General features: G+C 64.0%; 20 protein-coding genes and 2 pseudogenes. 8 read left to right on the top strand and 14 right to left on the bottom strand.

Annotated features, from left to right (window positions below; all coding sequences use genetic code 11):
* Nucleotides 1-93: 93 nt before the first annotated feature.
* On the bottom strand, nucleotides 94-1,002 hold the full coding sequence (locus NKI79_RS21195; RefSeq protein WP_352804087.1) for a DMT family transporter: 909 nt from the start codon (nucleotides 1,000-1,002) through the stop codon (nucleotides 94-96).
* A 104-nt stretch (nucleotides 1,003-1,106) separates the two neighbouring features.
* On the opposite strand from NKI79_RS21195, the gene NKI79_RS21190 reads away from it, so the two are divergent.
* A complete protein-coding gene (locus NKI79_RS21190; RefSeq protein WP_352804084.1) occupies nucleotides 1,107-2,510 on the top strand; it encodes an aminotransferase-like domain-containing protein in 1,404 nt (467 codons plus the stop codon).
* A 38-nt stretch (nucleotides 2,511-2,548) separates the two neighbouring features.
* Here NKI79_RS21190 and NKI79_RS21185 read toward each other — a convergent pair whose 3' ends face one another.
* The 3 genes and pseudogenes from NKI79_RS21185 to NKI79_RS21175 form a co-directional block, all read right to left on the bottom strand.
* On the bottom strand, nucleotides 2,549-3,046 hold the full coding sequence (locus tag NKI79_RS21185) for a MaoC family dehydratase (protein ID WP_254818237.1): 498 nt from the start codon (nucleotides 3,044-3,046) through the stop codon (nucleotides 2,549-2,551).
* Between the two features lie 138 nt (nucleotides 3,047-3,184).
* Nucleotides 3,185-3,605: pseudogene (locus NKI79_RS21180) on the bottom strand (phasin family protein).
* Between the two features lie 85 nt (nucleotides 3,606-3,690).
* Nucleotides 3,691-4,989 (bottom strand): DUF445 domain-containing protein, encoded by a 1,299-nt coding sequence (locus tag NKI79_RS21175; protein WP_352477666.1) that lies wholly within the window; start codon nucleotides 4,987-4,989, stop codon nucleotides 3,691-3,693.
* Nucleotides 4,990-5,180: 191 nt separating this feature from the next.
* Between NKI79_RS21175 and rirA the strand changes: the two genes are divergently transcribed.
* Complete coding sequence (gene rirA / locus NKI79_RS21170; RefSeq protein WP_352477664.1) at nucleotides 5,181-5,642, top strand: iron-responsive transcriptional regulator RirA; 462 nt, start codon at nucleotides 5,181-5,183, stop codon at nucleotides 5,640-5,642.
* Nucleotides 5,643-5,655: 13 nt separating this feature from the next.
* On the opposite strand, the gene NKI79_RS21165 is transcribed toward rirA, so the two are convergent.
* The 5 genes from NKI79_RS21165 to hemP form a co-directional block, all read right to left on the bottom strand.
* Entirely contained in the window at nucleotides 5,656-6,444 is a 789-nt protein-coding gene (locus NKI79_RS21165) for a heme ABC transporter ATP-binding protein (RefSeq protein ID WP_352804081.1), read from the bottom strand.
* Nucleotides 6,445-6,601: 157 nt separating this feature from the next.
* Nucleotides 6,602-7,699: a FecCD family ABC transporter permease gene (locus NKI79_RS21160; RefSeq protein WP_352804078.1), complete on the bottom strand. Its 1,098-nt coding sequence runs from the start codon at nucleotides 7,697-7,699 to the stop codon at nucleotides 6,602-6,604.
* Between the two features lie 5 nt (nucleotides 7,700-7,704).
* Nucleotides 7,705-8,613 (bottom strand): heme/hemin ABC transporter substrate-binding protein, encoded by a 909-nt coding sequence (locus tag NKI79_RS21155; protein WP_352804075.1) that lies wholly within the window; start codon nucleotides 8,611-8,613, stop codon nucleotides 7,705-7,707.
* 10 nt (nucleotides 8,614-8,623) lie between these two features.
* Nucleotides 8,624-9,685 (bottom strand): hemin-degrading factor, encoded by a 1,062-nt coding sequence (locus NKI79_RS21150; RefSeq protein ID WP_352804072.1) that lies wholly within the window; start codon nucleotides 9,683-9,685, stop codon nucleotides 8,624-8,626.
* A 9-nt stretch (nucleotides 9,686-9,694) separates the two neighbouring features.
* Nucleotides 9,695-9,901 (bottom strand): hemin uptake protein HemP, encoded by a 207-nt coding sequence (gene hemP, locus NKI79_RS21145; RefSeq protein WP_254818229.1) that lies wholly within the window; start codon nucleotides 9,899-9,901, stop codon nucleotides 9,695-9,697.
* Between the two features lie 270 nt (nucleotides 9,902-10,171).
* On the opposite strand from hemP, the gene NKI79_RS21140 reads away from it, so the two are divergent.
* From NKI79_RS21140 to NKI79_RS21130, 3 genes are read left to right on the top strand one after another with little or no spacing between them, the layout of a single operon-like run.
* Complete coding sequence (locus NKI79_RS21140; protein WP_352804069.1) at nucleotides 10,172-12,322, top strand: TonB-dependent hemoglobin/transferrin/lactoferrin family receptor; 2,151 nt, start codon at nucleotides 10,172-10,174, stop codon at nucleotides 12,320-12,322.
* 5 nt (nucleotides 12,323-12,327) lie between these two features.
* Complete coding sequence (locus NKI79_RS21135) at nucleotides 12,328-12,759, top strand: hypothetical protein (protein ID WP_352804066.1); 432 nt, start codon at nucleotides 12,328-12,330, stop codon at nucleotides 12,757-12,759.
* Nucleotides 12,760-12,795: 36 nt separating this feature from the next.
* A complete protein-coding gene (locus NKI79_RS21130; RefSeq protein ID WP_352804063.1) occupies nucleotides 12,796-14,094 on the top strand; it encodes an energy transducer TonB family protein in 1,299 nt (432 codons plus the stop codon).
* 70 nt (nucleotides 14,095-14,164) lie between these two features.
* On the opposite strand, the gene putA is transcribed toward NKI79_RS21130, so the two are convergent.
* Complete coding sequence (gene putA, locus NKI79_RS21125) at nucleotides 14,165-17,776, bottom strand: bifunctional proline dehydrogenase/L-glutamate gamma-semialdehyde dehydrogenase PutA (protein ID WP_352804060.1); 3,612 nt, start codon at nucleotides 17,774-17,776, stop codon at nucleotides 14,165-14,167.
* A 136-nt stretch (nucleotides 17,777-17,912) separates the two neighbouring features.
* Between putA and NKI79_RS21120 the strand changes: the two genes are divergently transcribed.
* Complete coding sequence (locus tag NKI79_RS21120) at nucleotides 17,913-18,392, top strand: Lrp/AsnC family transcriptional regulator (RefSeq protein ID WP_352804058.1); 480 nt, start codon at nucleotides 17,913-17,915, stop codon at nucleotides 18,390-18,392.
* A 76-nt stretch (nucleotides 18,393-18,468) separates the two neighbouring features.
* Here the strand turns inward: NKI79_RS21120 and NKI79_RS21115 are convergent, their stop codons facing one another.
* Together NKI79_RS21115 and NKI79_RS21110 are read right to left on the bottom strand one after the other, a co-directional pair.
* Nucleotides 18,469-19,668, bottom strand: coding sequence for a cytochrome-c peroxidase (locus tag NKI79_RS21115; protein ID WP_352804055.1), 1,200 nt, complete (start codon nucleotides 19,666-19,668; stop codon nucleotides 18,469-18,471).
* Nucleotides 19,669-19,675: 7 nt separating this feature from the next.
* Complete coding sequence (locus NKI79_RS21110; RefSeq protein WP_352804052.1) at nucleotides 19,676-20,122, bottom strand: FixH family protein; 447 nt, start codon at nucleotides 20,120-20,122, stop codon at nucleotides 19,676-19,678.
* A gap of 157 nt (nucleotides 20,123-20,279) precedes the next feature.
* Between NKI79_RS21110 and NKI79_RS21105 the strand changes: the two genes are divergently transcribed.
* Nucleotides 20,280-21,209, top strand: a complete 930-nt coding sequence (locus tag NKI79_RS21105) for a sugar kinase (protein WP_352804049.1) — start codon at nucleotides 20,280-20,282, stop codon at nucleotides 21,207-21,209.
* Here NKI79_RS21105 and NKI79_RS21100 read toward each other — a convergent pair.
* Nucleotides 21,202-22,153 (bottom strand): annotated as a pseudogene (locus NKI79_RS21100) (NADP-dependent oxidoreductase). The gene NKI79_RS21105 and the pseudogene NKI79_RS21100 sit on opposite strands and share 8 nt — an antisense overlap.
* A 53-nt stretch (nucleotides 22,154-22,206) precedes the next feature.
* A complete protein-coding gene (locus tag NKI79_RS21095; RefSeq protein ID WP_352804047.1) occupies nucleotides 22,207-23,370 on the bottom strand; it encodes a LacI family DNA-binding transcriptional regulator in 1,164 nt (387 codons plus the stop codon).
* A gap of 33 nt (nucleotides 23,371-23,403) precedes the next feature.
* Between NKI79_RS21095 and NKI79_RS21090 the strand changes: the two genes are divergently transcribed.
* Entirely contained in the window at nucleotides 23,404-24,444 is a 1,041-nt protein-coding gene (locus NKI79_RS21090; protein WP_352804044.1) for an ABC transporter substrate-binding protein, read from the top strand.
* Nucleotides 24,445-24,503: the final 59 nt, after the last annotated feature.

Here is a 24,503-nt window from a genome sequence, read left to right as displayed (position 1 = left end):
CGACTCGGCACCTCGAGACGTCGTTCCGCCAGGTCGGCAGCTTTTGGTATCAATTGGACGCGATTGTATCGAGTCAAGAGTGCGCTGGCGCACCTATTTCGCATATCTCTTGGCACCGACGACGCAAAGCACGATGGCTGCGGTGACGGCGATCATGGCGGGACTGACCTGCTCATGCAGCAGCGCTGCCGCCAGCCCGAGGCCGAAGAAGGGCTGCAGCAGTTGCAACTGCCCGACCGCGGCGATGCCGCCTTGCGCCAGGCCGCGATACCAGAACACGAAACCGATCAGCATGCTGAACAGCGAAACATAGGCCAGGCCTATCCATGCGCCCCTGCCGGCACTTTCGAGCGACGGCGGCATGGTGATGAACGTCAGCGCCAGCATGAAGGGCAGCGACAGCACCAGCGCCCACGAAATCACCTGCCAACCACCGAGTTTGCGCGACAGCGCCGCTCCCTCCGCATAGCCCAATCCGCACACGATGATGGCGGCCAGCATCAGGATGTCACCGAGCGGCGAGACCGACAGGCCTTGCGTGACTGCAAAACCGGCAACAAGGGCGCTGCCGAGGCAGGAGAACAGCCAGAACGCCGGCTTCGGGCGATCGCCGCCTCGAACCACGCCGAAGATCGCGGTCGCCAACGGCAACAGGCCGACGAAAATGATGGAGTGAGCCGACGTGATGTGCTTGAGCGCCAGCGCTGTCAGCAGGGGAAAGCCGACCACGACGCCAAGCGCCACGATCGCCAGCGGGAACAGATCTCGCCGCTCCGGGCGCTTCTGGCGAAAGAGAAGCAGCAGCGCCAGGCCGAGGATGCCCGCCGAAGCCGCACGGGCGACCGTTACGAACACCGGATCGAAATCCATCACCGCCACGCGCGTCGCCGGCAGCGAACCGCTGAAGATCAGCACGCCGATGAACCCGTTGACCCAGCCACTTGCCGCCCAGCCACTCGCCGCCCAGCTACTCGCCGCCCAGCTACTCGCCGCTTTGTCCATAGATGCCCCGCTGATTTCGCCCTCTATCGGGCCGGGCGTATGGCTCCGCCAGAGACAATCAGGTACAGTTTGACAAAACTGTCATGGTGGGGCGAGCAGTACGGATGGACGAGCAGACGACAACAGATGAAGGCAGCCGGACGCTTGTCGAAAGCGTCATGGCGACGATCAGGCACAGGATCGCCTCGCGCAGCCTGACACCGGGAATGCGGCTGCCTTCGATCCGGGCTTTCGCCAAGGCCATGCAGGTTTCCAAATCCACCGTGGTCGAAGCCTATGAGCGTCTTGCGGCGGAAGGCATGATCCGCTCGCGGCCAGGCTCGGGCTTCTATGCCGCCGGACCGCTGGCTCCGCTGTCGCTGGCCGAGATCGGCCCCAGGCTTGACCGTGCTGTCGACCCGCTCTGGGTCTCGCGCCAATCGCTGGAAGCCGGCGACGGCGTCCTGAAACCGGGTTGCGGCTGGTTGCCGGCGTCATGGATGCCCGAGGCCGGATTGCGTCGCGCGCTGCGGACGATGGCTCGCGCCGACGACGCAGCGCTGACCGATTACGGCACGCCGCTCGGGTTGCCGGCGTTGCGACACCTGCTGGCGCGGCGCATGGCCGAGCACGGCATCGAAGCGTCCCCGGAACAGATCATGCTGACGGCATCGGGCACTCAGGCGATCGACCTGCTGTGCCGGTTCCTGCTCGAACCGGGTGACACGGTGTTGGTCGACGATCCCTGCTATTTCAACTTCCATGCCCTGTTGCGCGCCCATCGGGCCAAGGTGATCAGCGTCCCCTACACGCGCTCGGGGCCGGACATCGAACTGTTCGCGCAGGCGCTGAACGAGCACCGGCCGCGCCTCTACATCACCAATTCGGCGCTCCATAATCCGACCGGCGCTATATTGTCCCCGGTCGTTGCCCATCGGGTGCTGAAGCTCGCCGATCAGTCGGGGCTGACGATCATCGAGGACGATATCTTCGCCGATTTCGAACACACGCCCGCCCCCAGGCTGGCGGCCTTCGACGGCCTCAGCCGGGTCATCCATATCGGAAGCTTTTCCAAGACGCTGTCGGCATCGGTGCGCTGCGGCTTCATCGCCGCTCCTCGCGACTGGATGGAAGGTTTGACCGATCTCAAGATTGCCACATCCTTTGGCAGCGGGCGACTTGCATCCGAACTGGTGCTGATGCTGCTGAAGGACGGCCTCTATCGCAAGCACGTCGATCTGCTGCGCGCGCGGCTCTCGCGCGCCATGGAAGAAACCGGCACTCGGCTCAGGGCAATCGGCATCGTGCCGTGGATAGATCAGCCGGCCGGCATGTTTTTATGGTGCAGGCTGCCGGAGGGAATAGATGCCGCGGACGTCGCCCGTCACGCTTTGTCGGCCAACGTCGTGCTTGCGCCCGGCAATGCGTTCAGCCTGTCCCGTTCGGCCAGCCGTTACATGCGCTTCAACGTCGCCCAATCGGGCGACGACCGGATTTTCAGGGCGCTTGAAGAGGCGATGTCGCGTTGATTGCGCTGCCGGAAGCCTGCTGGTCTGAGGCTGTGCTCTCAGGCCCCTGCCCGCTTGCGGCGTGCATAAAGCATGACGAGCGTCTCGGCGGTCAGCGCCGGCTTTTGCTCGCCTTCGATCTCGACTGTATTGGCGGCCTTCATCAAATACTGCCCCGGACCTTTGTCTTCCATCGACAACAGCGTGGTACGCAGCCTGATTCGCGAGCCGACCCTGACCGGCGCCACGAAACGCACTTTGTCGAAACCGTAATTGAACGCGGCCTGCGTGTTTTCGGGCACGATGCCCATCTCGAGCGCCAGCGCGCCGATGATCGACAGGGTCAGATAGCCATGCGCGATCGTCGTTCGGAACGGGCTTTGCCGCTTCGCCCGTTCGGGATCGACATGGATCCATTGATGATCGCCAGTGCATTCGGCAAACTGGTCGATGCGGTGCTGATCGACCAACGTCCAGTCCGAAACGCCCAACTCCTGCCCGGCCATCGCCCTGAGTTGCTCGAAGGTCGGCGGCGTCCTCGGCCGTATCTGCGTCATTCCTGCTTTCCCGATCGCTTGCCTGTTCCGGACCACGACCGGCCCCCCCTGTCAATTCGCCAGTGCGATTCCAGCCCATAATCTTCGGCCGCGAACCGCCGGTCGTCGCTGCCGGCAAGCGTGCTGCCGGGGAACAGCTTACCCCTTATGATGGCCGGCGCGGATCTCCTCCATCGCCTCCTTGATGCAGGATTTCGATCGATTCGGTGCCGGACGCCCTCGCCAGTTCGGCCATCTCGCCGGCATTCTTCAGCGCGGTCTCGAAGGATTTCCTGGCGAACGCCGCCTGCTTCTGCATCATTTCCTGCGGAGTGCCGGACGCTCGGTAGTTTTGTGCCATGTCGGTGATTTCGCGCAGTGTGTCCTGCAGCATCTCGCGTTGCCTTGACAACAGCGCCGACGCTCCGGCGGCACTCGCCCTGGCCGACTTCTCCAGCGCTTCCAGGTTCCTGGCGTGGTGGGCGAGGATCGCCTCGACGTCGACATTCGGCAGCTTCAGGTCGCGGCCGAACTTGCCGAACATGTCGATGAAGGACTCAGACTCCGGTCGTTTTGCCATGCTGGTTCTCTCCCCCCCTGTTGCCGTGAACGCCGCCACTGCACCGAAGATAGTGCAGCGAAGCTCAGCGGTCCATTCGGACGAGTCAGCCGACGAGAAACAGCCGTTCGGCAATGTAGAGCACGAGCCCGGCAAGGCCACCGATGATCATGCCGTTGAAGCGGATATATTGCAGGTCCTTGCCGATGTTCATTTCTATAAGCCTCGTCAGTTGCGCGAGGTCCCAGCGCTTGACCTGGTCGGCGATGAACTTCGACACGCCGCTTTTCTGGCTTTCGACGAAGGAGGCCAGCGCCACGATGAAGCCCTGGTTCATGTCGGCCCTGATCTGCGCGTCGTCGGCAAGATGGCGGCCGACCTCGACGAACATGGTGGCGAGATGGTCGCGGATCATCGAATTCGGCGCCTTGGCGTCCTGTTCGATGAACAGCCGCAGGCTGTCCCACATATCGCCGGCCAACGCGCTGAGCTCTGGCCGGGCAAGGAAATCGCGCTTCAGCTTTTCGGCGCGCCTGGCATATTGTTTGGATGTCCTCAACCGCTCGACGAAGGTTTCGACGAAAAGGTCGAATTCGGCTCGCATCGGGTGGTGCGGATCGGCCCGCACCTCATCGAGCAGCGAGCCGGCCGACGCAACGATCTTCTTCAACAGATAGGCGTCGGCGCGAAACAGGTTGAACAGCGACGGCAGTTCCTCGCGGATCTTCTCGCGCATCGTCGCCAGCGCCTGCTCGTCGCTCAGGAAGCGGCCGACCACCTTGGTGAACTCGTCGAATAATTTCTGGTGGCGGCGATCGTCGGTCAGCGCCGACAGCAGCTCGGCGGCAAGCGGCGCCAGCGGTACCTTCTCGATCTGCTCCAGCATGCGGCTGGTGACGAATCCGCGCAGCCCGGATTGCTCGACCGCTGCCAGCGTCTGCGGCACCAGCCGGCCAACGAAACGCGACAAATCGGCGGCGCGGTTCGGGTCGGCCAGCCAGTCCGCGACCAGCGCCGAAAAGTCCACCTCGGCGAGCTTTTCGCGCACCGGTTCCGGCGCCAGGAAATTGACCTCGATGAAGCGGCCGAGATTGTCGGCGATGCGGTTCTGGTTTTCCGGGATGATGGCCGTATGCGGGATCGGCAGGCCAAGCGGCCGCCGAAACAGCGCCACCACCGCATACCAGTCGGCCAGCCCGCCGATCGTCGCCGCCTCGGCGAAAGCGGCGACGAAGCCCAGCCACGCATGCCGGCTCTCGAGCGATTTCGCCACCGCAAAGACCAGCACGCAAAACGCAAGTGCCGCGGCGGCAACGAACTTGGTGCGCCTGAGCGCCGAAAGCTTGGCATCGGCATCGAACCGGGCGGACGCGACAGATGCAAATGCCGGGGCTGGTCGAGACATGATGGGCCGCTCCTGATCGTGTATGCGAACTTATCTAGTGCCGCCTGCCACGGAAAGCGCGCCGCTGGTTTCAGCCCGCGCAATTGTGCACGCAAACTTGACGCCGGAATTCATCTATTATGCAGCGCCAGTCTGGAATTGTTCCAAACTATAGGCCATATTGACGCCAACCACTGCTATGTGAGGACACGATGCGGCTTACCCGTCAGACAAACTACGCCATGCGCATTCTGATGTATTGCGCCGCCAACACCGAACGGTTGAGCCGCATCCCCGAGATCGCCGCCGCCTATTCGGTATCGGAACTTTTCCTGTTCAAGATTCTGCAGCCGCTGGTCGAGCACGGGCTGATCGAAACGGTGCGCGGCAGGAATGGCGGCGTCAGGCTCGGCCGTGCGGCCGAATCAATCAGCCTGTTCGATGTCGTGCGGGTGACTGAGGAAAGCTTTGCCATGGCCGAGTGCTTCGAGAACGATGCCGCCGAATGCCCGCTGGTCGACAGCTGCGCCTTGAATTCGGCATTGCGCGAAGCGCTCAACGCCTTCTTCGCCGTGCTGTCGCGCTACACGATCGCCGATCTGGTGGCGGCGCGCCCGAATGTGCGGCACCTGCTCGGCATCGACATGCTGGTGCAAAGGGCGCCGGCCGCTTGAGTTCTCTGATTGCCTAAGCCGCCGATTGCGGCAGTACGAACGGCATGTTTGCCGCCGGCAACACGCCGACCTTCAGCCGGCAATCGAAGACCTTTTCGATCAGCTCGTCGCTGAGCACCTGTTGCGGCGAACCTGTAGCGGCGAGCCTGCCGCGATGCATGACGAAAATCCGGTCGGCATACATCGCCGTCAAATTGAGGTCGTGCAGGATGGCGACCACGCCGCCGCCGCGCCTGGCGAAATCACGCGCGATGTCCATGATGATCAGCTGGTGTTTGATGTGGAGGCTGGACACCGGCTCGTCGAGGAACAAATAGCGCGGCTTGCCGTCGAGCACCGGCGCCCATACCTGGCACAGAACGCGGGCAAGCTGCACGCGCTGCTGCTCGCCGCCGGACAGCTCCTGGTAGAAGCGGCCGGCAAAACCGTCGAGGTCGACGCGAGCCAGCGCCCGTTCGGGCAGGCGCTGGTCCTCGCCGGGCAACGCGCCGGAGAGCCCGCCGACCAGGCCTAGCCTGACGATCTCACGCACGGTGAACGGGAAGGACAGCGTCGTCGCCTGCGGCAGCACCGCGCGCACCGTCGCCGCCTCGACCGGCTTCATCGCGGATAGATTGCGGCCGTTGACGGTGACCTCTCCCGAATAAGCAAGATCGCCGGACAGTGCTCTGAGAAAGGTCGTCTTGCCCGAACCATTAGGGCCGACGATGGCCGCGACCTCGCCGGGCCGAGCCGCGAAATCGATATGGGCGACAATGCGCTTGCCGCCGATCGCCACCGAGACATCCCGCGTTTCGATCATAAAAACCCTCTTAGAGACTGTTTCGAAATTCGCTCTGGCGAGTCATATGGTGGTGGTTTCGAGAACCGGAGCGGAGCGGACATTTGGGTCCGTGAGCACCGGAAGCGCAGAAAAACGGCATCAGATGGCCGCCAGAGTAGAGTTTCCAAACGGTCTCTCACAGGTCGATGACGCCGCGCTTACGCAGCAGTATCCACAGGAAGAACGGTGCGCCGGCGACCGCGGTGACGATGCCGATCGGCAATTCGGCCGGGGCGACGATGGTGCGGGCGACGGCGTCGGCCAAAAGCAGCAGCACCGCACCAAGCAGTGCCGATGCAGGCAGCAGATAGCGGTTGTCCGGGCCAATCAGCAGACGCAGCAAATGCGGTACGACGATACCGACGAAGCCGATGCCGCCGCTGACCGCGACGGAGGCGCCGACCGCTGCCGAGACGCCGATGATGGCGGTGTATTTCAGGCGCTGCACCGGGATGCCGAGATGGCCGGCGGTGGCCTCGCCAAGCGCCAGCGCGTTGAGGCCGCGCGCCAGGAACGGCATTGCCGCCAGCGCCAGCACGATGACCGGCCCGACCGAGCCGATCTTCTGCCAGGTTGCGCCGCCCAGCGAACCGAGCTGCCAGAAGGTCAGGTCGCGCAATTGCCGGTCGTCGGCCATGAAGATCAGGATGCCGGTCAGCGCCATGGCAAGCGCCGCCAGCGCGATGCCGGCGAGCAGCATGGTGGCGACCGAGGTCCGGCCTTGTCGTGTGGCGACCCGATAGAGCAGCAATGTCGTCGCCAGCCCGCCGCAGAACGCGGCCAGCGGCAAAGCCGTCGTGCCGAGCGCTGAAGTCAGCGGCGCCAGCATGGTCGAACCAAGCACGATGACGGCGACCGCACCGAGGCTCGATCCGGCCGAAACGCCGATCAGGCCGGGGTCGGCCAGCGGATTGCGGAACAACCCCTGCATGACGGCACCGGAGACGGCAAGCGATGCACCGATCAGCACGCCCAGAATCATGCGCGGCAGACGGATGTCATGGATGATCAGGCGGTCGCGGGCGCTCAACGCCGCGTCGCCGGGCAACGCGCCGAACAGCCAGTTGTGCATGACGCCGATGGCCGAGGCATCGGACGCGCCGGAGGTCAGCGACAACAGCACGGCGATAACCAGCCCGACGCAGAGTAGCACGATGACGAGGCGGGCACGCCGCGAACGGTCACCTGCCGTCGCCATAATGCCCGTCGCACCGGCGATCGAATGATCGGCCATCGCGCTCAATCCGCGACCTGGCTGCCATAGAGCGAGACGGCGAGATCATGGATGGCGTCGGCCGTGCGTGGACCGAAGCCGAGCAGGTAGCCGCCGTCCATGCGGATCAGCGTGCGGGCTGCACCCGCCGGCGTCGAAGCCACGGCAGGGTTCGAAAACAATTCGTCATCCGCGGTGGCCGGCCCGGCGTTGTTTATCATCAGGATCACGTCGGGCCTGGCGGTGATGACTGCCTCGTCCGACAATTGCTTGTAGCCGGCAAATCCGTCGATGGCGTTGATGCCGCCCGAAAGCTTGATGATGCCGTCGGCGGCGGTGTCGCTGCCAGCGGCAAGCAGCTTGCCGCCCTGCATCGACAGCACGAACAGGATGCGCCTGCGCTCCTTGATCGAGGCGGTCTGCTTTTCAGCTGCCTTCAGCTTGGCGCCGATCTCGACCGCCAGCGCATCGGCCTTGGCGCCCACGCCAAGTGCCCTGCCGACAATGTGGATCTTTTCTAGAATGCCTTCGTGGTCGTAGCGCTCGGGCACCTCGATGAACGGGATGCTCGTTTTCTTCAGCACGTCGACGGCTTCCTTCGGCCCGCTGCCGTGCAGCGCCAGGATGCCCGACGGATTGACCGACAGGACGCCTTCCGGCGACAGCTGGCGCATGTAGCCGACGTCAGGCAGCTTGAGCGCCGCGTCGGGGTAACGGCTGGTCGAATCGCGGGCGACCAGCCGATCCTGCTCGCCGAGCGCGTAGACGATCTCGGTGATCGAGCCACCAATAGCCACGATCCTCGAGCGATCGGCGAAAGTCGCGATGCCCTCGGCGGCTTGAGCCGTCATCAGCGCGGCGAATGCCAAGAAAACGGCGGCCGCAGGACCAAGCGCCGGCCTGGAGACCGATGCCAGCTTGGAGACAAGAACCATCGTCGTGTCCTCAGGCTGCGGTCGGGCTTGGGATACGCGGCAGGTTTTCGGCCAGAAAGCGCCAGTCTTCGCGCTCGCTTTCGCCTTCGTGCCGCTTCCCGAAGAACTGGATGATCATCTTGCCGTCGGCGCCATAGACTTCGAGCGACGTGACATGGCCGTCCTTGGTCGGCTTGCGCACGGCCCAGACCTCATCGATGTGGTCGGTCCGCAGGTGCAGATGGAAGGTCTCGTCGAGCACGTTGAGCCATGGTCCCATCCGCTTGATCGAGGCGACGGGGCCGGAATGGATCTGGATGCAGCCGCGATTGCCGACAAAGCACATGATCGGAATGGCGCCACCAGCGGCGTGGTTGAACATGGCGTTCACCGCATCCTTCTCGACCAGCCAGGCGTAGTCCTGGCCGACCATGCGCACCGCCTGTCGGCGGCTGAGCTTCAGTGTCTTCAGCATGCCGAAGAACTGATGCACGTCGGTTAGTTGGCTCCAGCGGTCGCGCAGATCCTCGACGCTGGCCGAATTGTCCGCAGGCTCGATCTCGTCGTCAGCCGCGCCCGCTGAAATCGCCACCGTCGGTTCCTGGTTCGGAGATTCCAGTCCTGCCACCAGCTTCTGATAGGCATAGAGGTTGGATGCGGGTCTGAGATGCACCTTGTGCATCGCCTCGCCTGCGGCGTCGAAGAACTGCAGGCTGCGACGGATGTCGGCGCCGTCGCGCTTTTCCACCGCAAAGCCGTGCGCCCAGACTTTCGGGAAGATGCGCAGGTCGATGTTTTCGCCGAGCACCATGGCATTGTGATTGCCGGTGACGACCTTGTCGTAGACGCCGATCTTCTCGTGCACCGCGTTTTCGTTGCGGGTCAGCGCCATCACCTCACCGACAGCTTCGAGACCAGTCAAAAGGTCGTTGACACGCGGCTCGACCCGCACGACCCCGTCGCCGCAATGCGCGGCGACCAGTTCGGCCTCCGAAATACCGAGTTGGGCGGCGAGGTCGCGCTCGCGCATCTTCGGATTGTCTGCCCGTGCCCGCCGGATCTCGTGCGGGGCGGGTTTTACGCGCTGGTCCATTTCTACCACCTACTTGTTGAGGATGAGCTTGCCCTGCCGGGTGATCTTCAGCCGATACAGCGCACCGTGATGCTCGATGCCGATCTCGTGCTCACCCTGGAACAGCGTGTTGCTGGACAGCGTTCTCACGGCCGATTGGACCCGCTCGAAACGGATGGAATTTTCGTCGGAACGGCGGACGCGATAGCGAAAGTCGCTGGGATTGTGCGTGTTCATTGGTTCGATCCCTTTCCTGTGCCGGGCATCTGGCTCGGCGCCTGCGTGAAATGCCGATTCAATTCTTGACTGTAATGGTCATGTTATCTAGCAGTGCAATACCGGAGTAAATGAGTCAACATTTAAGGCGCCGGACGCGATGAAAAATGCCAGCCAGCCCCAAGCCAGCCAGCATCGAACATGGATTCTTGGAGTTGCAGCATGGCGAATTGGGGACGGCCGGCGGGCGGCGGCCTGGCACACTGGTCGACGGCAAGAAAAGTGGGGTCTATGGCAAGCAAAATGGCCGCGTTGCTGGCCGGCGCGGCGGCGATCCCGCTGCTCGCCACACCGGCCGGCGCCCAGCAGGCCGCCCAACCGGCAGCCGACCAGCAGCAGACTGACCCGTCACAACAGCCAGAAAAGGTAAAGCCGGCCCCGGCGGGTACCACGCTGCTCGACAAGATCCTGATCCTCAGCCGTACCGGCGAGACGGCGATCGAGTCGCTTGCTTCAGCCAGCCATGTCGACGAGGAACAGCTCGAGCGCCGCATGGCAACGACGCCCAACGAAATGCTGTTCGGTGTGCCGGGTGTCGCCGTCCAGGCCGACGCAAGGCGTGTCAGCTCCAGCATCAACATCCGCGGCCTGCAGGATTTCGGCCGCGTCTCCGTCATTGTCGACGGCGCTCGTCAGAATTTCCAGCGCTCGGATCATGGCACGCAATCGACCTTCTACATCGATCCCGAATTAATCAAATCCGTCGACGTGATCCGCGGCCCGGTCGCCAACACCTATGGCTCCGGGGCGATCGGCGGCGTCGTCTTTTTCGACACCAAGGATGCGCAGGATTTCCTCAGGTCCGACGAGACCTGGGCGGCAGCAGCGACCGGGCGCTACGAAACCAACGGCGAAGGCTGGACCACCAGCGCCAGCGGTGCCTATCGGATCAACGAGAATTGGGACGTGCTCGGCAACATCGTCTACCGCGATTATGACGACTACAAGCACGGCGGCGGCGACACTGTAGCGGGCACCGGCTTCGACGTCTTGAGCGGGCTGCTCAAGACGACCATCCGCCCCAGCGACAACAGCGAACTGAAGCTGGGTTGGATGGGCTCGAACGACGGATGGACCGAAACCAGCGGCAGTGCGCCGGTGAACGACGCCGACCTGAAGGCGAATACCTTCACGGCCCGCTACAACATCACCGACGAAGACAGGAGTTGGCTCGATCTCCACATCAACGCGTCTTACAACAAAACCAAGCTCGATCTGACGACCCTTGTCGCGCAAAACCGGTTTGATCCGGTCACCGGTCTTCCGATCATCCTGCCAGCGGGTTCGATGTCGACATTCGATATCGGCACTTCCGGCATCGACATCTGGAACACGTCGAGATTCGAGACCGTTGGAATCGCGCATGAGTTGACCTATGGCGGCGACTGGGTCGGCGACGATGTCGAGACAGGCGGCGCGGCGGGCGGCGACAGTTTCTACACGCCCTCGGGCGATAGAAACGTCTCCGGCGCTTACGTTCAGGACAAGCTCACCTGGCACTGGCTCGAGGTCATCGCCGGGCTGCGTTACGACAGCTACAAGCTCGACAGCGATGTCGGCGAAACCTCTGGTAACCGGCTGTCGCCACGCATCACAGTGGGCGTTTCGCCCTTCGAAACCGCCGGCCTGCAATTCTACGGCACCTATGCGGAAGGCTACCGTTCTCCGTCGCTGTCGGAGACGCTGATCAGCGGCAATCATCCGTCAGGCGTCAGCTTCCCGTTTCTCCCCAATCCGAATTTGAAGCCTGAAATCGGCAAGACGGTGGAGTTTGGCGTCAATTACAGCACCAATGGCGTCATCGAGGCTGATGACGCGCTGCGGCTGAAGGCGGCCTATTTCAACAACAACGTCGACGACTACATCGACGGCGTGACGTTGTCGCCGTTCGACCCGACCAGCGGCTGCCCATTCGGTCCGGGCATCCCGATCTGCTTCCAGTACCAGAATTTCGCCAAGGCCAGGATCCACGGCTTCGAGATGGAGGGCGTCTATGACGCCGCCTGGGGCTTTGCCGGGCTGTCGGCGTCGGTCACCGACGGCCACACCATCTCCTATGAAGGCGAACGGGCGGACCTTGTCACGGTCCCCTCCTCCCAGGTCACCGGGCAACTCGGGTTTCGCTTCCTCGAGGACAGGCTGACCATCGGCGGCGAGGTGCAATACAACGGCAAGCCGCAGGGCAACGCGGTAGCCAAGGACTATACGCTGGTCAATGCCTTCGCCAGCTACCAGGCGACCGACAATTTCAAGGTCGATTTTCGCGCCGACAATCTGTTCGACGTCAAATACGCCAACCCGCTGAACGCATCGACGACGAGCGTCGTCTACGAGCCCGGCGTCACCCTGAAGCTGGCGGCGACCATGAGGTTTGGAGGCTGACGACAATGACAGGCATGACGGCATCCCTTCGTCCGTTCGCCGCGGTGCTGGCAATATCGCTTGCGGCGGCTCCGGCATGGACACAGCAGCCAGCGCCGGCGCTGAACCTAGAACTGAACGGCGCGCAACCATCCGACAAGGGCTGCCGCCTGACCTTCGTGGTCACCAACAATCTCGGTGCCGATCTGTCCAAGGCGGCATTCGAGGTCGCGCTGTTCAACGAGGTCGGTGTCGTCGATCGGCTGACCGTGCTCGATTTCAAAGAGCTGCCGGCAGGCAAGACCAAGGTGACGCGTTTCGACCTTGCCGGCACCGATTGCGGCAAGCTCAGCCGCGTGTTGATCAACAGCGCCACGGAATGCGCCGGCGCCGAGCCGAATGCCTGCATGCGCGGGCTGAAGACGCAGACCAGGACCGGCATCGCCTTCGGGGTCTGAATTTTGGGACTGGAACCCGCCTTCGCACGAAACACCATGGCGTGGCCGCTAGCCGGTTTCCTGCCGCCGGAGCCGGACGATCCGGATTTCGCCATCCCGCGCGAGGCGCTGCGTGTTTCGCTGCGCGACAGACCGGAAGACAGTTACATCGACGATGCCGACGGCGACCTGCCTACGGTGCCTGTGGAGCCAATGCGGCAGGCGCGACAGAAGCAGCGGCGCCGCAACTGGACGGTGGCGATCGCCTGCTCTTGCGCATTCCACGTAGCCGTGGCGCTGGCTTTTCTCACGCTGCCGGACGACCGGCCAAGGATCGAAGGTGCCGACCAGCAAGGCGAAATGCTGCTCGGCGCCGACCCGCAGCAGGCAGCCGGCGATGTCGGAGACGACCCGGACGTGGCCAACGTGACGATGGTGACGATGCTTGACGCCAGACCGGTGGAAACGGTCGAGGCACAGGCGACTGCGGCGGCGGAGATGCTCCAGCCGGTCACTGGCGCGGCCGAAGCTTCCGGAACAGAAGTGGTCGAGCCGGTCAGCGAGCCCGCCACGGAAGCTGCTGCGCCTGCCGATCGCACCGATCCCGCACCTGCCCAATCCGTCCAGCCTGCCCGCCAGGACCCATCGCCCGACATTCTTGCGACCGACAGGCTGGTGCCTGCCGACGACAATGCCGTGCCGCCGCCAGTCAGCGCGGTCGAAACGGCCGAGCCTGCCGAGACGAGTGCTCCGGCACCAGCCGACCCGGCGCCGGCCGAAACGGTTCAGACGACCGAGACAGTCGGCGCGGCGGAAGAACCGAAGCCGGACAGCCCGGAGCCCAAGCAGCCGAAAAAGGCAACCGCACAGAAAAGGCCGGCCAGGAGGGCCGAACCAAACGAGCCCGAAAAGCCGACCTTGCGCAAGAAGGCGAGCAAGGCACTTGCCAAAGCCGATTCCAAGAAGAAAAAGACCGGCTCCGGCGGCCGTGACGAAACGGATGTCACGCGCGGCGCGGCCGACGGCAAGAAGGACGGCAAGATCCTGACCGCCAGCAGGGGCGGCAAATCAGGCGTCGGCAATGCGACCGTCACCAACTATCCCGGCAAGATCAGGTCTAAGCTGGTGCGGGCGTTCAATTCGACACGCACGCGCGCCACCGGCACGGCTACCGTTGCCTTTACCGTCGCATCGAATGGCAGCGTCCGGTCGGCCAGGCTGACGGGCAGTTCGGGTGTTGCCGCGCTGGACAAGGCCGCACTCGACGCAGTCCGCCGGGCTTCTCCGTTTCCCCCTATTCCAGATGGAGCCGGTCGCTCGGCCTGGCAGTTCGAAGTGCCGCTCGGTATCAGGTAGCGACCATCCCCATGCCGGCACCAAAGTCGGCGCCGCCGCTGCCGGCGATACGCGAGCCCTGGCGAAACCCTCAGGCCGCGGCCAGCAGGCTGGCATTGCCGCCCGCCGCCGTGGTGTCGACGCAGACGGCGCGCTCGTGCGCATAGGCGGCCGGATAATAGACTTCGCTGACCAGCGGCACGATCGGGCCGGCGCGCTCGGCGATGACCTTGCGCACGATGCGCGTGGCCTCGGGCGTACCGGAAAAGGCGACGACATCGACCCGCAGCGAGCGCGCTTCGACCGGGTCCGGCCGGCCGTCGATCGCCGCCAGCGGCAGGCCCTTGCCGGTCAGCGCTGATAGCGCCGCCGGCGCGCCGGGTGCGACGGCGAGCACGGCATTGCCGGCGGCCAGCGCCTGGATGGTCTGAGCAAGCAGCGTATCCGCGTCGGGACCGAGGCACAGCACGCGCCCGCGCGGCGCCAGCGACAGCGTGTTGGCCTCGCCGGTCGGCCCGGGCAGGTCGACCTGGCCGAAATCGATGGCGGCGGCAGCGCCGATGGCCGCGGCACCCTTACCGCGCAGATGTTTCCTCAGGATGGCGACGCGGTCCGGCCGCGTCGACCAGCCGCCAAGCGCCGGGTCCGGCAGATTGTCGGCGAGCTCGGTCGCCGTCACCTTGCGGCCTTCGGCAAGATGGATGCCGGCCTCCGGTCCCTTGCGGAAGCGCCGGAGATAATGCGGGCCGCCAGCCTTCGGCCCGGTGCCGGAAAGCCCCTCGCCGCCAAACGGCTGCGCGCCGACGACGGCGCCGATCTGGTTGCGGTTGACGTAGATGTTGCCGGTATTGATGCCGTCGACGAAATGCTGGGCGCGGCCTTCGATGCGGGTGTGCAGGCCGAAGGTCAGGCCATAGCCCTTGCGGTTGATCGCCGCGATCACCGCATCGATCTCGTCGGCATCGAAGGTGGCGACATGCAGCACCGGCCCGAACACCTCGCGCTCCAGCTCCTCGATGCCCTTGACCCGAAAGACGTGCGGCGCAACGAAGCGGCCATCCTTCGGTGCTTCGAGTTTGGCGATCAGCCGGCCCTGCAGGCCCATTTTGGTGCAGTAGTCGCGGATCGACGCTTGCGCCTCGTCGTCGATGACCGGGCCGACATCGGTCGATACCCGCCAGGGGTCGCCGAGGCTGAGCGCTTCCATCGCGCCTTTCAGCATCTCCAGCATCTTCTTCTCGACGTCCTTCTGCACGTAGAGAATGCGCAATGCCGAGCAGCGCTGGCCGGCACTCTGGAAGGCGGAGGCCAGGATGTCGCGCACCGCCTGTTCGGGCAGCGCAGTGGAATCGACGATCATGGCGTTCAGGCCGCCGGTCTCGGCGATCAGCATGGCATCGGGCGCAGCGGTCTCGGCGAGTTGCTTTTCGATCAGCTTGGCGACCTCCGTCGAGCCGGTGAAGCAGACGCCGGCAATGCGCGGGTCAGCGGTCAGCGGGCCGCCGACCGAGGGGCCGTCGCCGGGCAGAAGCTGGATGACGTCTTCCGGCACCCCGGCCTCGCGCAGCAGCTGGACGGCGCGAAAAGCGATCAGCGGCGTCTGTTCGGCAGGCTTGGCGATGACGGAATTACCGGTGACGAGTGCTGCCGCGATCTGCCCGGTGAAGATGGCGAGCGGAAAATTCCACGGCGAGATGCAGGCGATGGCGCCGCGCGCCTCGGTCCCCGCCTCGGCATTTGCGGCCTCGGCCGCATAGTAGCGCAGGAAATCGACCGCCTCGCGCACCTCGGCAACGCCGTCGGCGAGCGACTTGCCGGCCTCGCGGGCGGCGAGTGCAAAGAACTCGACCGCGTTCGTTTCGTAGAGATCGGCCGCCCGGTTGAGGATGGCGGCGCGCTCGGCGACCGGGCGTCTTGCCCATGCCGGTTGTGCCTCGACGGCGATGCGCACGGCGGTCTCGACCTGCTTGGCGCCGGCCTCGCTGACCGTGCCGACCACTTCCGAAGGTTTTGCCGGATTGACCACCGGACGTTGCTTGCCGTAGCCGGCGGCGCGGCTGACCGGTTTGGCGTGCCAGCGGTCCGGCCCGGCGAACTCGGCCCTCGCCTTGTCGATCGCAGCCAGCGTCAGCGTGTCGGTGATATCGAAACCCTTGGAATTACGCCGGCCGGGGCCAAAGATCGCCGACGGCGGCACGATCGCCGGATTGGCGGCGGGGCCTTGTTTCTCCACCGTCTCGAGCGGGTCGCGGGCAATGTCCTCGGGCTCGACCTCCTCGTCGGTGAGCTGGTGGACAAAGGAGGAATTGGCGCCGTTCTCCAGCAGCCGGCGGACCAGATAGGCGAGCAGATCGGAATGGGCGCCGACCGGCGCATAGATGCGGCAGCGCGTGCCTTCGGCTTTGCGCACCGTCTCGTGCAGAGCTTCGCCCATGCCGTGCAGCCGCTGGAATTCGAATGTATCGCGGTCCGTCGTCATCGATAGGATGGCGGCGACGGTGTGGGCGTTGTGGGTGGCGAATTGCGGATAGATGCGATCGGTCATCGCCAACAGCTTCTTCGCGCAGGCCAGGTAGGAGACGTCGGTGTTGGCCTTGCGGGTAAAGACCGGATAGCCGTCGAGCCCGAGCGTCTGCGCCCGCTTTATTTCGGTGTCCCAATAGGCCCCCTTGACCAGCCGCACCATGATGCTGCGGTCGTATTTCCTCGCCAGTTCGTAGAGCCAGTCGATGACGAACGCGGCGCGCGGTCCATAGGCCTGGACGACGACGCCAAAACCGTTCCAGCCGGCAAGTTCCGGCTCGGCCAGCACCCGTTCGATGACGTCGAGCGACAAATCGAGGCGGTCGGCTTCCTCGGCGTCGATGTTGAGGCCCATGCGCGAATGGCGCGCTGCGAGCGCCAGCGACAGCAGCCGCTCGGCCATGACGGGCAGCATCTTTTCCTTCTGCGTGACTTCATAGCGCGGATGCAGCGCCGAAAGCTTGACCGAGATGCCGTGGTTCTGGCGGATGTCGGGGCCGTTGGCGCCGGCATCGAGCGACGAGATGGCGTCGGCATAGGCCTTGAGATAGCGCAAGGCATCGGCCTCGGTGCGGGCCGCCTCGCCCAGCATGTCGAAGGAATAGAGATAGCCTTTCTGCGTCATCGGCCGGCCGCGCTTGACGGCCTCGGCGATCGTGCGGCCAAGCACGAACTGCTCGCCCATTTCGCGCATGGCAGCCGCGACCGCCTTGCGGATGACCGGCTCGCCCAACCGGCGCACCATGGCGCGCAGCGTGCCTTCGATGCCGCCCTCGCCTTCGTCGAGCACCCGGCCTGTCAGCATCAGCGCCCAGGTCGACGCATTGATGAAGATCGAGCTCGAGCCGCCCGCATGCGCCGACCAGTCGTGCGGCGCGATCTTGTCGGCGATAAGGTCGTCCATCGTTTCGGTGTCGGGCACCCGCAACAGCGCTTCGGCCAGGCACATCAACGCCACGCCCTCCTTGGTCGAGAGGCCGTAGGCGGACAGGAAGACTTCCATCAGCCGCGGATCGGACGAGCCGCGCACTGCCCGCACCAGATCGGCAGCGCGGGCCGAGATCGCCTTTCGGTCTTTCCCTGAAAGCCCCGTCGCCTCGGCCAGCCGCTTCACAGCCTCGTCTTCGTCAGGCAGGTAATTGGCACGGATCTGCTGGCGGATGGCATCGAGCGCTGGCATGACGGTCCTGTAGAGCAAGCATCAGGGAGCGGGCCGGCGGTCGCCGGACCGAATGGCGCAAAGCTAGCACAAAGCCCGATCGCAGTCGGTCCAAAGAAATCGACAGCGCAGGTCGATTGATCTATCATGACGGCTGATGCCCGCCAATTTGACCAGAATTTTAACGACAGAAGACCAATTGGACCGCATTGACAGGAACATCCTGTCGGCGCTGGGCAGCAATGGCCGGCTTTCCATGTCGGAACTGGCGGCAAAAGTCGGCCTGTCGAAGACGCCGGTGCAGGCGCGGGTGAAACGGCTGGAGAAAGACGGCTTCATCAGGGGCTACCAGGCGATCATCGATCGCGAGCGCATGGGCGAAGGCCATGTCGCCTTCGTCCAGGTGAAACTGTCCGACACCCGCTCGGCCGCGCTCGACGCCTTCAACCGCGCCGTGCAGGCGGTGCCGGAGATCGAGCAGTGCCACATGATGGCGTCGAGCTTCGACTATCTGCTGAAGGTCCGCACCACCGACATCGCCGCCTACCGCCGCGTGCTCGGCGAGCGCATCTCCGCCCTGCCGCACGTTGCCCAGACCTCGACGTTTGTCGCGATGGAGACGGTGAAGGATCGGTAGGAGAGCGCTGTTGCGGTAATGTTGGCGGAGTGAAGGACTTAGAAAGCCGATCGCTACAGAGCGGGCTGAGCCACCCTCACTCCGCCAGTGTCTTCAAAAACGCCACCAGCGCCGCGCGTTCGCGGTCCGAAAGCTGCAGCGGGTGGATCTCGGATGTGCCCTCGACGCTTGCCGGTGCCTTGGAATAATGCGCCACCACCTCGTCGAGCGAGGAAAACTGCCCGGCGTGCATGTAGGGCGGCCGGGTGGCGGCACCCCGCAGCGACGGCGTCTTATACGCACGAACGAGTTCCGGCCCGGCCTTGACCATGAAGCGCAGTTCGCGGCAGGCGCTGGCATCGCCGTCGCGAAAGGCGCCGAAACAGTTGAACGGATCGGCCTCGACTTGGCGTACCGCGTCGACGCGGCCGCGATCCGGCGGCAGGCCCGCGACCGGCGGCACGCCGGTGTTGTGGAAGCTGCCGTCGGTAAAACGCGGGCCATTGTGGCAGGTCACGCAATTGGCCTTGCCGACGAACAGCTTCAGGCCGAAGATTTCCTCCGGCGAAAAGGCGGCGTCGCCTTTCGGCTCGGCGCCCGCAGCCAGATCGATGGCAAAGCGGTCGAAGCGTGTCTGCGGCGGCGCGATCGAGCGCTCGAAGGCGGCGATCGCCTTGCTGATGTTGGCAAAGACGCGGTTGACCTCCTCGGCTTGGCTGGCGGGCATGGCTTTCCAGGCCGCCTTCTCGGCATCGGTGCCGAGCGGGCTGGCATTGGCCGGCACGCCCGAAAGGTTCGGCAGCGGGCCGAAGATGCGCTCATAGCGCTCGCCGAAGCGGGCCTTGATGTAATGCGCGAAGGCGGCGCGGTTGCCGGCCTGCTCCAGCGGATTTTCGAGCGGTGTCAGCGCTTGCGCCCACAGGCTGTCGCGCCGCCCGTCCCAGAAGAACCAGGGATCATGAGCGACGCCGGCCAACGGCATGGTACGACGGTTGGTGCGGCCGACCCCGACCGCTTGCGGCAGGTCGTCCTGGAATTGGCGGTCGATCTTGTGGCAGGTCGAGCACGATACCGTGCCGTCGCCGCTCATCCCGGTGTCGAAGAACAGCGTCGAGCCGAGTGCCGCGGCGGCCGGCACATCGGCGAAGCGATTGGTGGTGTCGGGCTTCAGCGGCGGCAGCCTGGATAGCGCCAGCGAGGCGATGGTCTGCTTTTCGGCATCGGAGAACTCCGGTCTGCCGCAGCCGGCAAGCACGGCCACCACCACCAACACGAGAAGACTGGAAAACCGGCTCATCAGCGGCTCACAGCACCACGTTGAAGACGACAGTGTCCGAACCGGCCGCAGCGGAAATGGCAAAATGCAATTGCCACCACCCGCTCATCGTGAATTTGACCCCGTCGATGCGATAGCGCCCGGCGCCGAGGTAATCGGTCGCCTGTGGGCTGGTCGGCAGACCGTGCTTGTGCTGCGGCATGCCGCCGGAAATCGTTATCGCAGCACCTTCCACCGGCGCACCGTCGACGGTATTCAGCGTCAGCAGCCAGGATTCCAGTTCGCCCTGCCGGATGATGCCTTTCTCGGGCTCGAAAGTCGCCACGAACAGCTTGTTCGCCGTCGTCTTGGAACGGCCTACATCCGAGCTTGGTTGCGGCGCATGCGGCGCCGTCAGATAGACGGCGGCCAGCACGCCGGCAAGCAAGGCAGCCAGGCCAAGGCCTCCAAGAAGATAACGCCATAACGATGCCAAACCAATTCCTGTTCTGCGGATAACGTTTCGCTGGGCAGATCGCGTCCCACGCCCCTGTGGGAAATCGCGCCCAGCGCAAGAATCCGCCGTCGCCAAGCATGGCGCTGCCGGCCGCAAAAAGCTACAGCACCGCAATTGCAGGATGGAGGAGTGCTTCATGGCAGGAAACGGCATCGCCTCGATTGGCGAGTGCATGCTCGAGCTTTCGGGCCAGGCCGGGCCGAACTGGCGCATGGGCTTTGCCGGCGACACGTTCAATACTTTATGGGCGCTGCATGCCTTGAGCGGCGAGCGGCCAGCGACCTACGTGTCGGCCTTCGGCGACGACCCGTTCTCGCGCGACCAGATCAAGTTCCTGGCCGAAAACGGCATCGGCATCGGCGCCAGCCCGGTGATAGCGGGCGCCCGCCCAGGCCTCTATGCGATCACCCTGACCGGCGCCGAACGTTCTTTCACCTATTGGCGGGCCGATGCGGCCGCAAGGCAGTTGGCTTCGGACCCAGCGGCATTGCAGAAAAGCCTTGAAAACCAAGCGCTTGTCTATTTTTCCGGAATCACTTTGGCAATTCTCGACGAGGGTCCACGCAAGGTACTGCTGACGGCCGTGGCCACGGCGCGCGCGGCCGGCTCGCTGATCGCCTTTGATCCCAATTACCGGCCTCGGCTGTGGCGCCGGCGCGAGGAAGCACAGGCCGCCATGCTCGAGGCGCTCGCAGTCGCCGACATTGCGCTGCCGACCTTCCCCGACGAGCAGGTGCTGTTTGGTGATACGACACCGCAGGAAACAGCCGAACGGCTGCGAAAGCTGGTCGGCGAAGTCGTCGTCAAGAACGGCGAGGAGCCGGCGCTGATCGCCCGGAACGGCGGCTTGCAATCGGTGCCGGCGGTGCATGTCGCCGCGCCGGTCGACACCACCGGCGCCGGCGACTCCTTCAACGGCGCCTACCTCGCCGCCCGCCTTGCCGGGCATGCCCCGGCAGAAGCCGTGCTGCGCGCTCATCGCGTCGCCGCCGCCGTCGTGCAGGTGCGCGGCGCCCTGGCGCCGTTCGAGACGCTGAGGGGTGCGTTCGAGGCACCTGCTATCTGAGCTTGATGACGACCTTGCCCTTGGCGCGTCCTGTTTCGACATAGGCCAGGGCGTCATTGGTCGCTTCGAATGGAAAGACTCGATCCACAACCGGGCGGATCGCGCCGGCTTCGATGAGAGAGGTGATTCTGCTCAGCTGATCGCCGTGCGCCCACATGAAAAGGAACGAAAACTGCACGCCGCGGCGCTTGGCTTTGGCCCGAATTCCGAGACTCAGGACGCGCAGCACCAGCCTCAGCATCAAATTCAGTCCCTTTTCCTGGCAAATTCGGGATCCGGTGGACCGGAAATGGAGATGAGCTTCCCACCCGCTTTCAGCACGCTCAGGGATTTTTCCAGTGTTTTGGCGTCCTGGCTGTTCAAGACGACATCGTAGCCCGACAGAACTTTCTCGAAGTCGTCTTTCCTGTAGTCGACGACGACATCGGCGCCGAGGCTTTTCAGCAGATCGGCACTCGCCGCGCTCGCGGTTGTCGCAACGGTCGCGCCGAGGTGCTTGGCCAACTGAATGGCGAATGTTCCGACGCCGCCGGAACCAGCCTGAATGAAGACCTTCTGTCCCTTCGTCAGGTTTGCCCTGTCGACAAGCGTCTGCCAGGCGGTCAGTCCGACCAGGGGAATCGAGGCCGCTTCTTCCATGCTGAGATTCTCAGGCTTCAAGGCCACGTCGGCTTCATCCACGGCAATGAATTCGGCGAATGTCCCAATCCGGCCATCGCGCGGCCGCGCATAGACATCGTCGCCGGCTTTGAACTTGCGAACTTTCGGTCCCACGCGGATAACCGTTCGGCCACGTCGTGGCCCAGGATGAACGGCCGCCGATAGGGCAGGATGAGCTTGAATTCTCCGGTTCTGACCTTGGAATCGAGCAGGTTCACCCCAGCAGCATGGACCGCTACCAGGACATCGCCGTCCTGGAGCTCCGGTTCCGGCAGATGCCGCAAAGGCGCTGATCCGGCCGGTTCAAGACGAGGTGGCCTCCTGAGGGCCGCCCGGACTATTCGGCCGGCTCGAATCTGCCTTGCACCAGGACTGTCTCCACCGGCCCAAGCGGATTGATGATCCGGCTCTCCAGGACTTCGATAAGTTTGCGTCCAACACCCGCCATATCGACGGAATGAACTCCGATCTTCGCCGGCAGGAAGCGTGCCAGCCGCGTGCTGTCGCGGGTGACGATGTGGACGTCGCGGCCTGCTGTGAGACCCCGCTTGCCGAGAGCGTGCAACGCTCCCAGAAGGCCCAGTTCGTTGGCGCACGCCAAGCCCGTTGGCGGATCTGCTGACGCCAGCAAGCGATCGAACCAGCCGGCGCTCGATTCCATGGTGAACATGCCATGACCGATCAGCGACTGGTCGATCGGAATACCGGCCTCGGCCATTGCCCTTCCATACCCGGAAAGACGCATGGCACTCGCCTGGTCCTCCGGAACGAGAAGTTGCAGCGCAATGCGTCGACAGCCCTTATCCATGAGCCGCCGGGTCGCCTCGCAGGCAATCTGTTCATTGTCGACATCGACATAGGGATAGGCGATATCCAGGTCGGTTCTTCCAAACGCGACGAATGGCATGCGTTGATCCAGCAGCAGCCTGACGCGCGGATCAGCCGACACCAGGCGTGTGATGATCAGGCCGTCTGCGCTGCGCGCCTGAAGCTGCCGCTGCACACTCTCAACGGGATCGTCGTCGGGAGTGGTGGAATAGATGGACAGACTATAGCCGGCTTGCCGCGCCGCCAGCGTCATGCCTTCGATCAAAGGAAGCTTCAACAGATCGGACAGATGGTCTCGTGTCTCCATCGGGAGTACCGCCGTCAGCGTCTGCGTTCGACCGGTTTTGAGCGCGCGACCATGATGATTTGGTAAATAGCCGACCCGCTTAGCCGCCTCCTTGACGCGGGCTATGGTCGAGGGCTGCACTTCCGGTCCATCCTTCAGAGCGCGGGACACCGTGGTCACCGAGAGGGAAAGTTCCGCGGCGATCTGCTTTAGATTGGCCATTGTTCGCCCGACTTCATTTGCGAAAGCGCCGGCTGATTTGCTGACCGCCTTAGCGTTACCGAATTCGACATCCCGGTCAATCCGAACTCCCATAGGAAGCAGCTTGACTCTAGCGTATCCAGATGCAATCGTAACGTTACGATTACAAAATAATGGCTCTTTCAAGCAATATTCCATAAAAGTTGGGGAGGAGAACCTATGTCCTGGCTACGCATTTCCTTAACAGCATTCGCAATCTCGGCTGCCCTGCCCGTGCATGCGCAGACGGTCACCATCACGACCGCGGGCGGCGACTATGGCAACGCCATCAAGGAGGCCATGTGGGACCCGGCTGCAAAAGAGCTCGGCTATGATGTCCGCGAGGAGACGCAGAGCGACGGCCTGGCCGCCCTGAAGATGCAGGTTACCTCGGGTGCAGTCACGACCGATATCGTCCACCTGGGTTCGCCGGAAGGGGCGCAGGCTGCCGCGCAATCGCTGCTGGAGCCGCTCGACTACAAGATCATCGATCCGAAATCCGTGCCGGACGGCGCAAAGTCCGACTACTGCTATCCGTTCGATTCCTATGGCACCGTCATGTCATGGAACACCAAGACCTATGGCCAGAACCCGCCAAAGACGTGGGCGGAGTTCTGGGACGTTGCCAAATTTTCTGGCCGTCGCGCGTTGCGCGCCAATGCGCAAGACTCGATCGAGATCGCGCTTCTCTCCGATGGCGTGCCACCGGCGGACGTCTATTCCGTGCTCAGCACGCCGGAAGGGCTAGAGCGCGCCATCAAGCGGCTTGAAGCGATTAAACCAAACGTCGCCGTGTGGTGGACCTCGGGCGCCCAATCCGCGCAGTTGCTGAAAGACGGTGAGGCGGATTTGGTCGTTACCTGGAACGGACGCGCCCAAACCGTGAAAGCAGATGGCGGCGCGGCTGACTACACGTTCAAGGGTTCGGTCATCGGCACGGACTGCCTTGGGGTGCCGAAGGGTGCGCCGAACAAGGAGGCCGCGATGAAGCTCATCGCAGCGATGACGCAGCCCGCGCGGGTTGCCAAGCTGACCGATTTCATTGCCTATGGCCCAGTCAATCCTGCGGCATATGAGGGTGGCCTTATTCCCGAGGACCGTCTGAAGACACTTGCGACCGCGCCTGAAAATGCTGGCACTTCGGTGTTTTCCAATTCAGAATGGTGGGTCAAGAATGGCGAGGCTGCCCAAAGAGCCTTCGATGAAATGATGGCTCGCTGACTCTCAGCTCTGACGCATGTAGCGCAAAAATGTGCAGCGCGCGACAACGACATGCATGA

The organism is Mesorhizobium sp. M0340 (assembly GCF_040321535.1).
Taxonomy (GTDB): Bacteria; Pseudomonadota; Alphaproteobacteria; order Rhizobiales; family Rhizobiaceae; genus Mesorhizobium.
Note: the sequence above shows the minus strand (reverse complement) of the source record. Positions and strands in the feature narration are given on the sequence as shown.

Coding starts and splice junctions, on each gene's coding strand:
- hemP (WP_254818229.1), bottom strand. CDS start 9,901: ATGAACACGCACAATCCCAGCGACTTTCGCTATCGCGTCCGCCGTTCC.
- NKI79_RS21130 (WP_352804063.1), top strand. CDS start 12,796: ATGGCGTGGCCGCTAGCCGGTTTCCTGCCGCCGGAGCCGGACGATCCG.
- NKI79_RS21140 (WP_352804069.1), top strand. CDS start 10,172: ATGGCAAGCAAAATGGCCGCGTTGCTGGCCGGCGCGGCGGCGATCCCG.
- NKI79_RS21185 (WP_254818237.1), bottom strand. CDS start 3,046: ATGACGCAGATACGGCCGAGGACGCCGCCGACCTTCGAGCAACTCAGG.
- NKI79_RS21135 (WP_352804066.1), top strand. CDS start 12,328: ATGACAGGCATGACGGCATCCCTTCGTCCGTTCGCCGCGGTGCTGGCA.
- NKI79_RS21090 (WP_352804044.1), top strand. CDS start 23,404: ATGTCCTGGCTACGCATTTCCTTAACAGCATTCGCAATCTCGGCTGCC.
- NKI79_RS21175 (WP_352477666.1), bottom strand. CDS start 4,989: ATGTCTCGACCAGCCCCGGCATTTGCATCTGTCGCGTCCGCCCGGTTC.
- NKI79_RS21155 (WP_352804075.1), bottom strand. CDS start 8,613: ATGGTTCTTGTCTCCAAGCTGGCATCGGTCTCCAGGCCGGCGCTTGGT.
- putA (WP_352804060.1), bottom strand. CDS start 17,776: ATGCCAGCGCTCGATGCCATCCGCCAGCAGATCCGTGCCAATTACCTG.
- NKI79_RS21150 (WP_352804072.1), bottom strand. CDS start 9,685: ATGGACCAGCGCGTAAAACCCGCCCCGCACGAGATCCGGCGGGCACGG.
- NKI79_RS21115 (WP_352804055.1), bottom strand. CDS start 19,668: ATGAGCCGGTTTTCCAGTCTTCTCGTGTTGGTGGTGGTGGCCGTGCTT.
- NKI79_RS21120 (WP_352804058.1), top strand. CDS start 17,913: ATGCCCGCCAATTTGACCAGAATTTTAACGACAGAAGACCAATTGGAC.
- NKI79_RS21195 (WP_352804087.1), bottom strand. CDS start 1,002: ATGGACAAAGCGGCGAGTAGCTGGGCGGCGAGTAGCTGGGCGGCGAGT.
- NKI79_RS21105 (WP_352804049.1), top strand. CDS start 20,280: ATGGCAGGAAACGGCATCGCCTCGATTGGCGAGTGCATGCTCGAGCTT.
- NKI79_RS21165 (WP_352804081.1), bottom strand. CDS start 6,444: ATGATCGAAACGCGGGATGTCTCGGTGGCGATCGGCGGCAAGCGCATT.
- NKI79_RS21160 (WP_352804078.1), bottom strand. CDS start 7,699: ATGGCCGATCATTCGATCGCCGGTGCGACGGGCATTATGGCGACGGCA.
- NKI79_RS21190 (WP_352804084.1), top strand. CDS start 1,107: ATGGACGAGCAGACGACAACAGATGAAGGCAGCCGGACGCTTGTCGAA.
- rirA (WP_352477664.1), top strand. CDS start 5,181: ATGCGGCTTACCCGTCAGACAAACTACGCCATGCGCATTCTGATGTAT.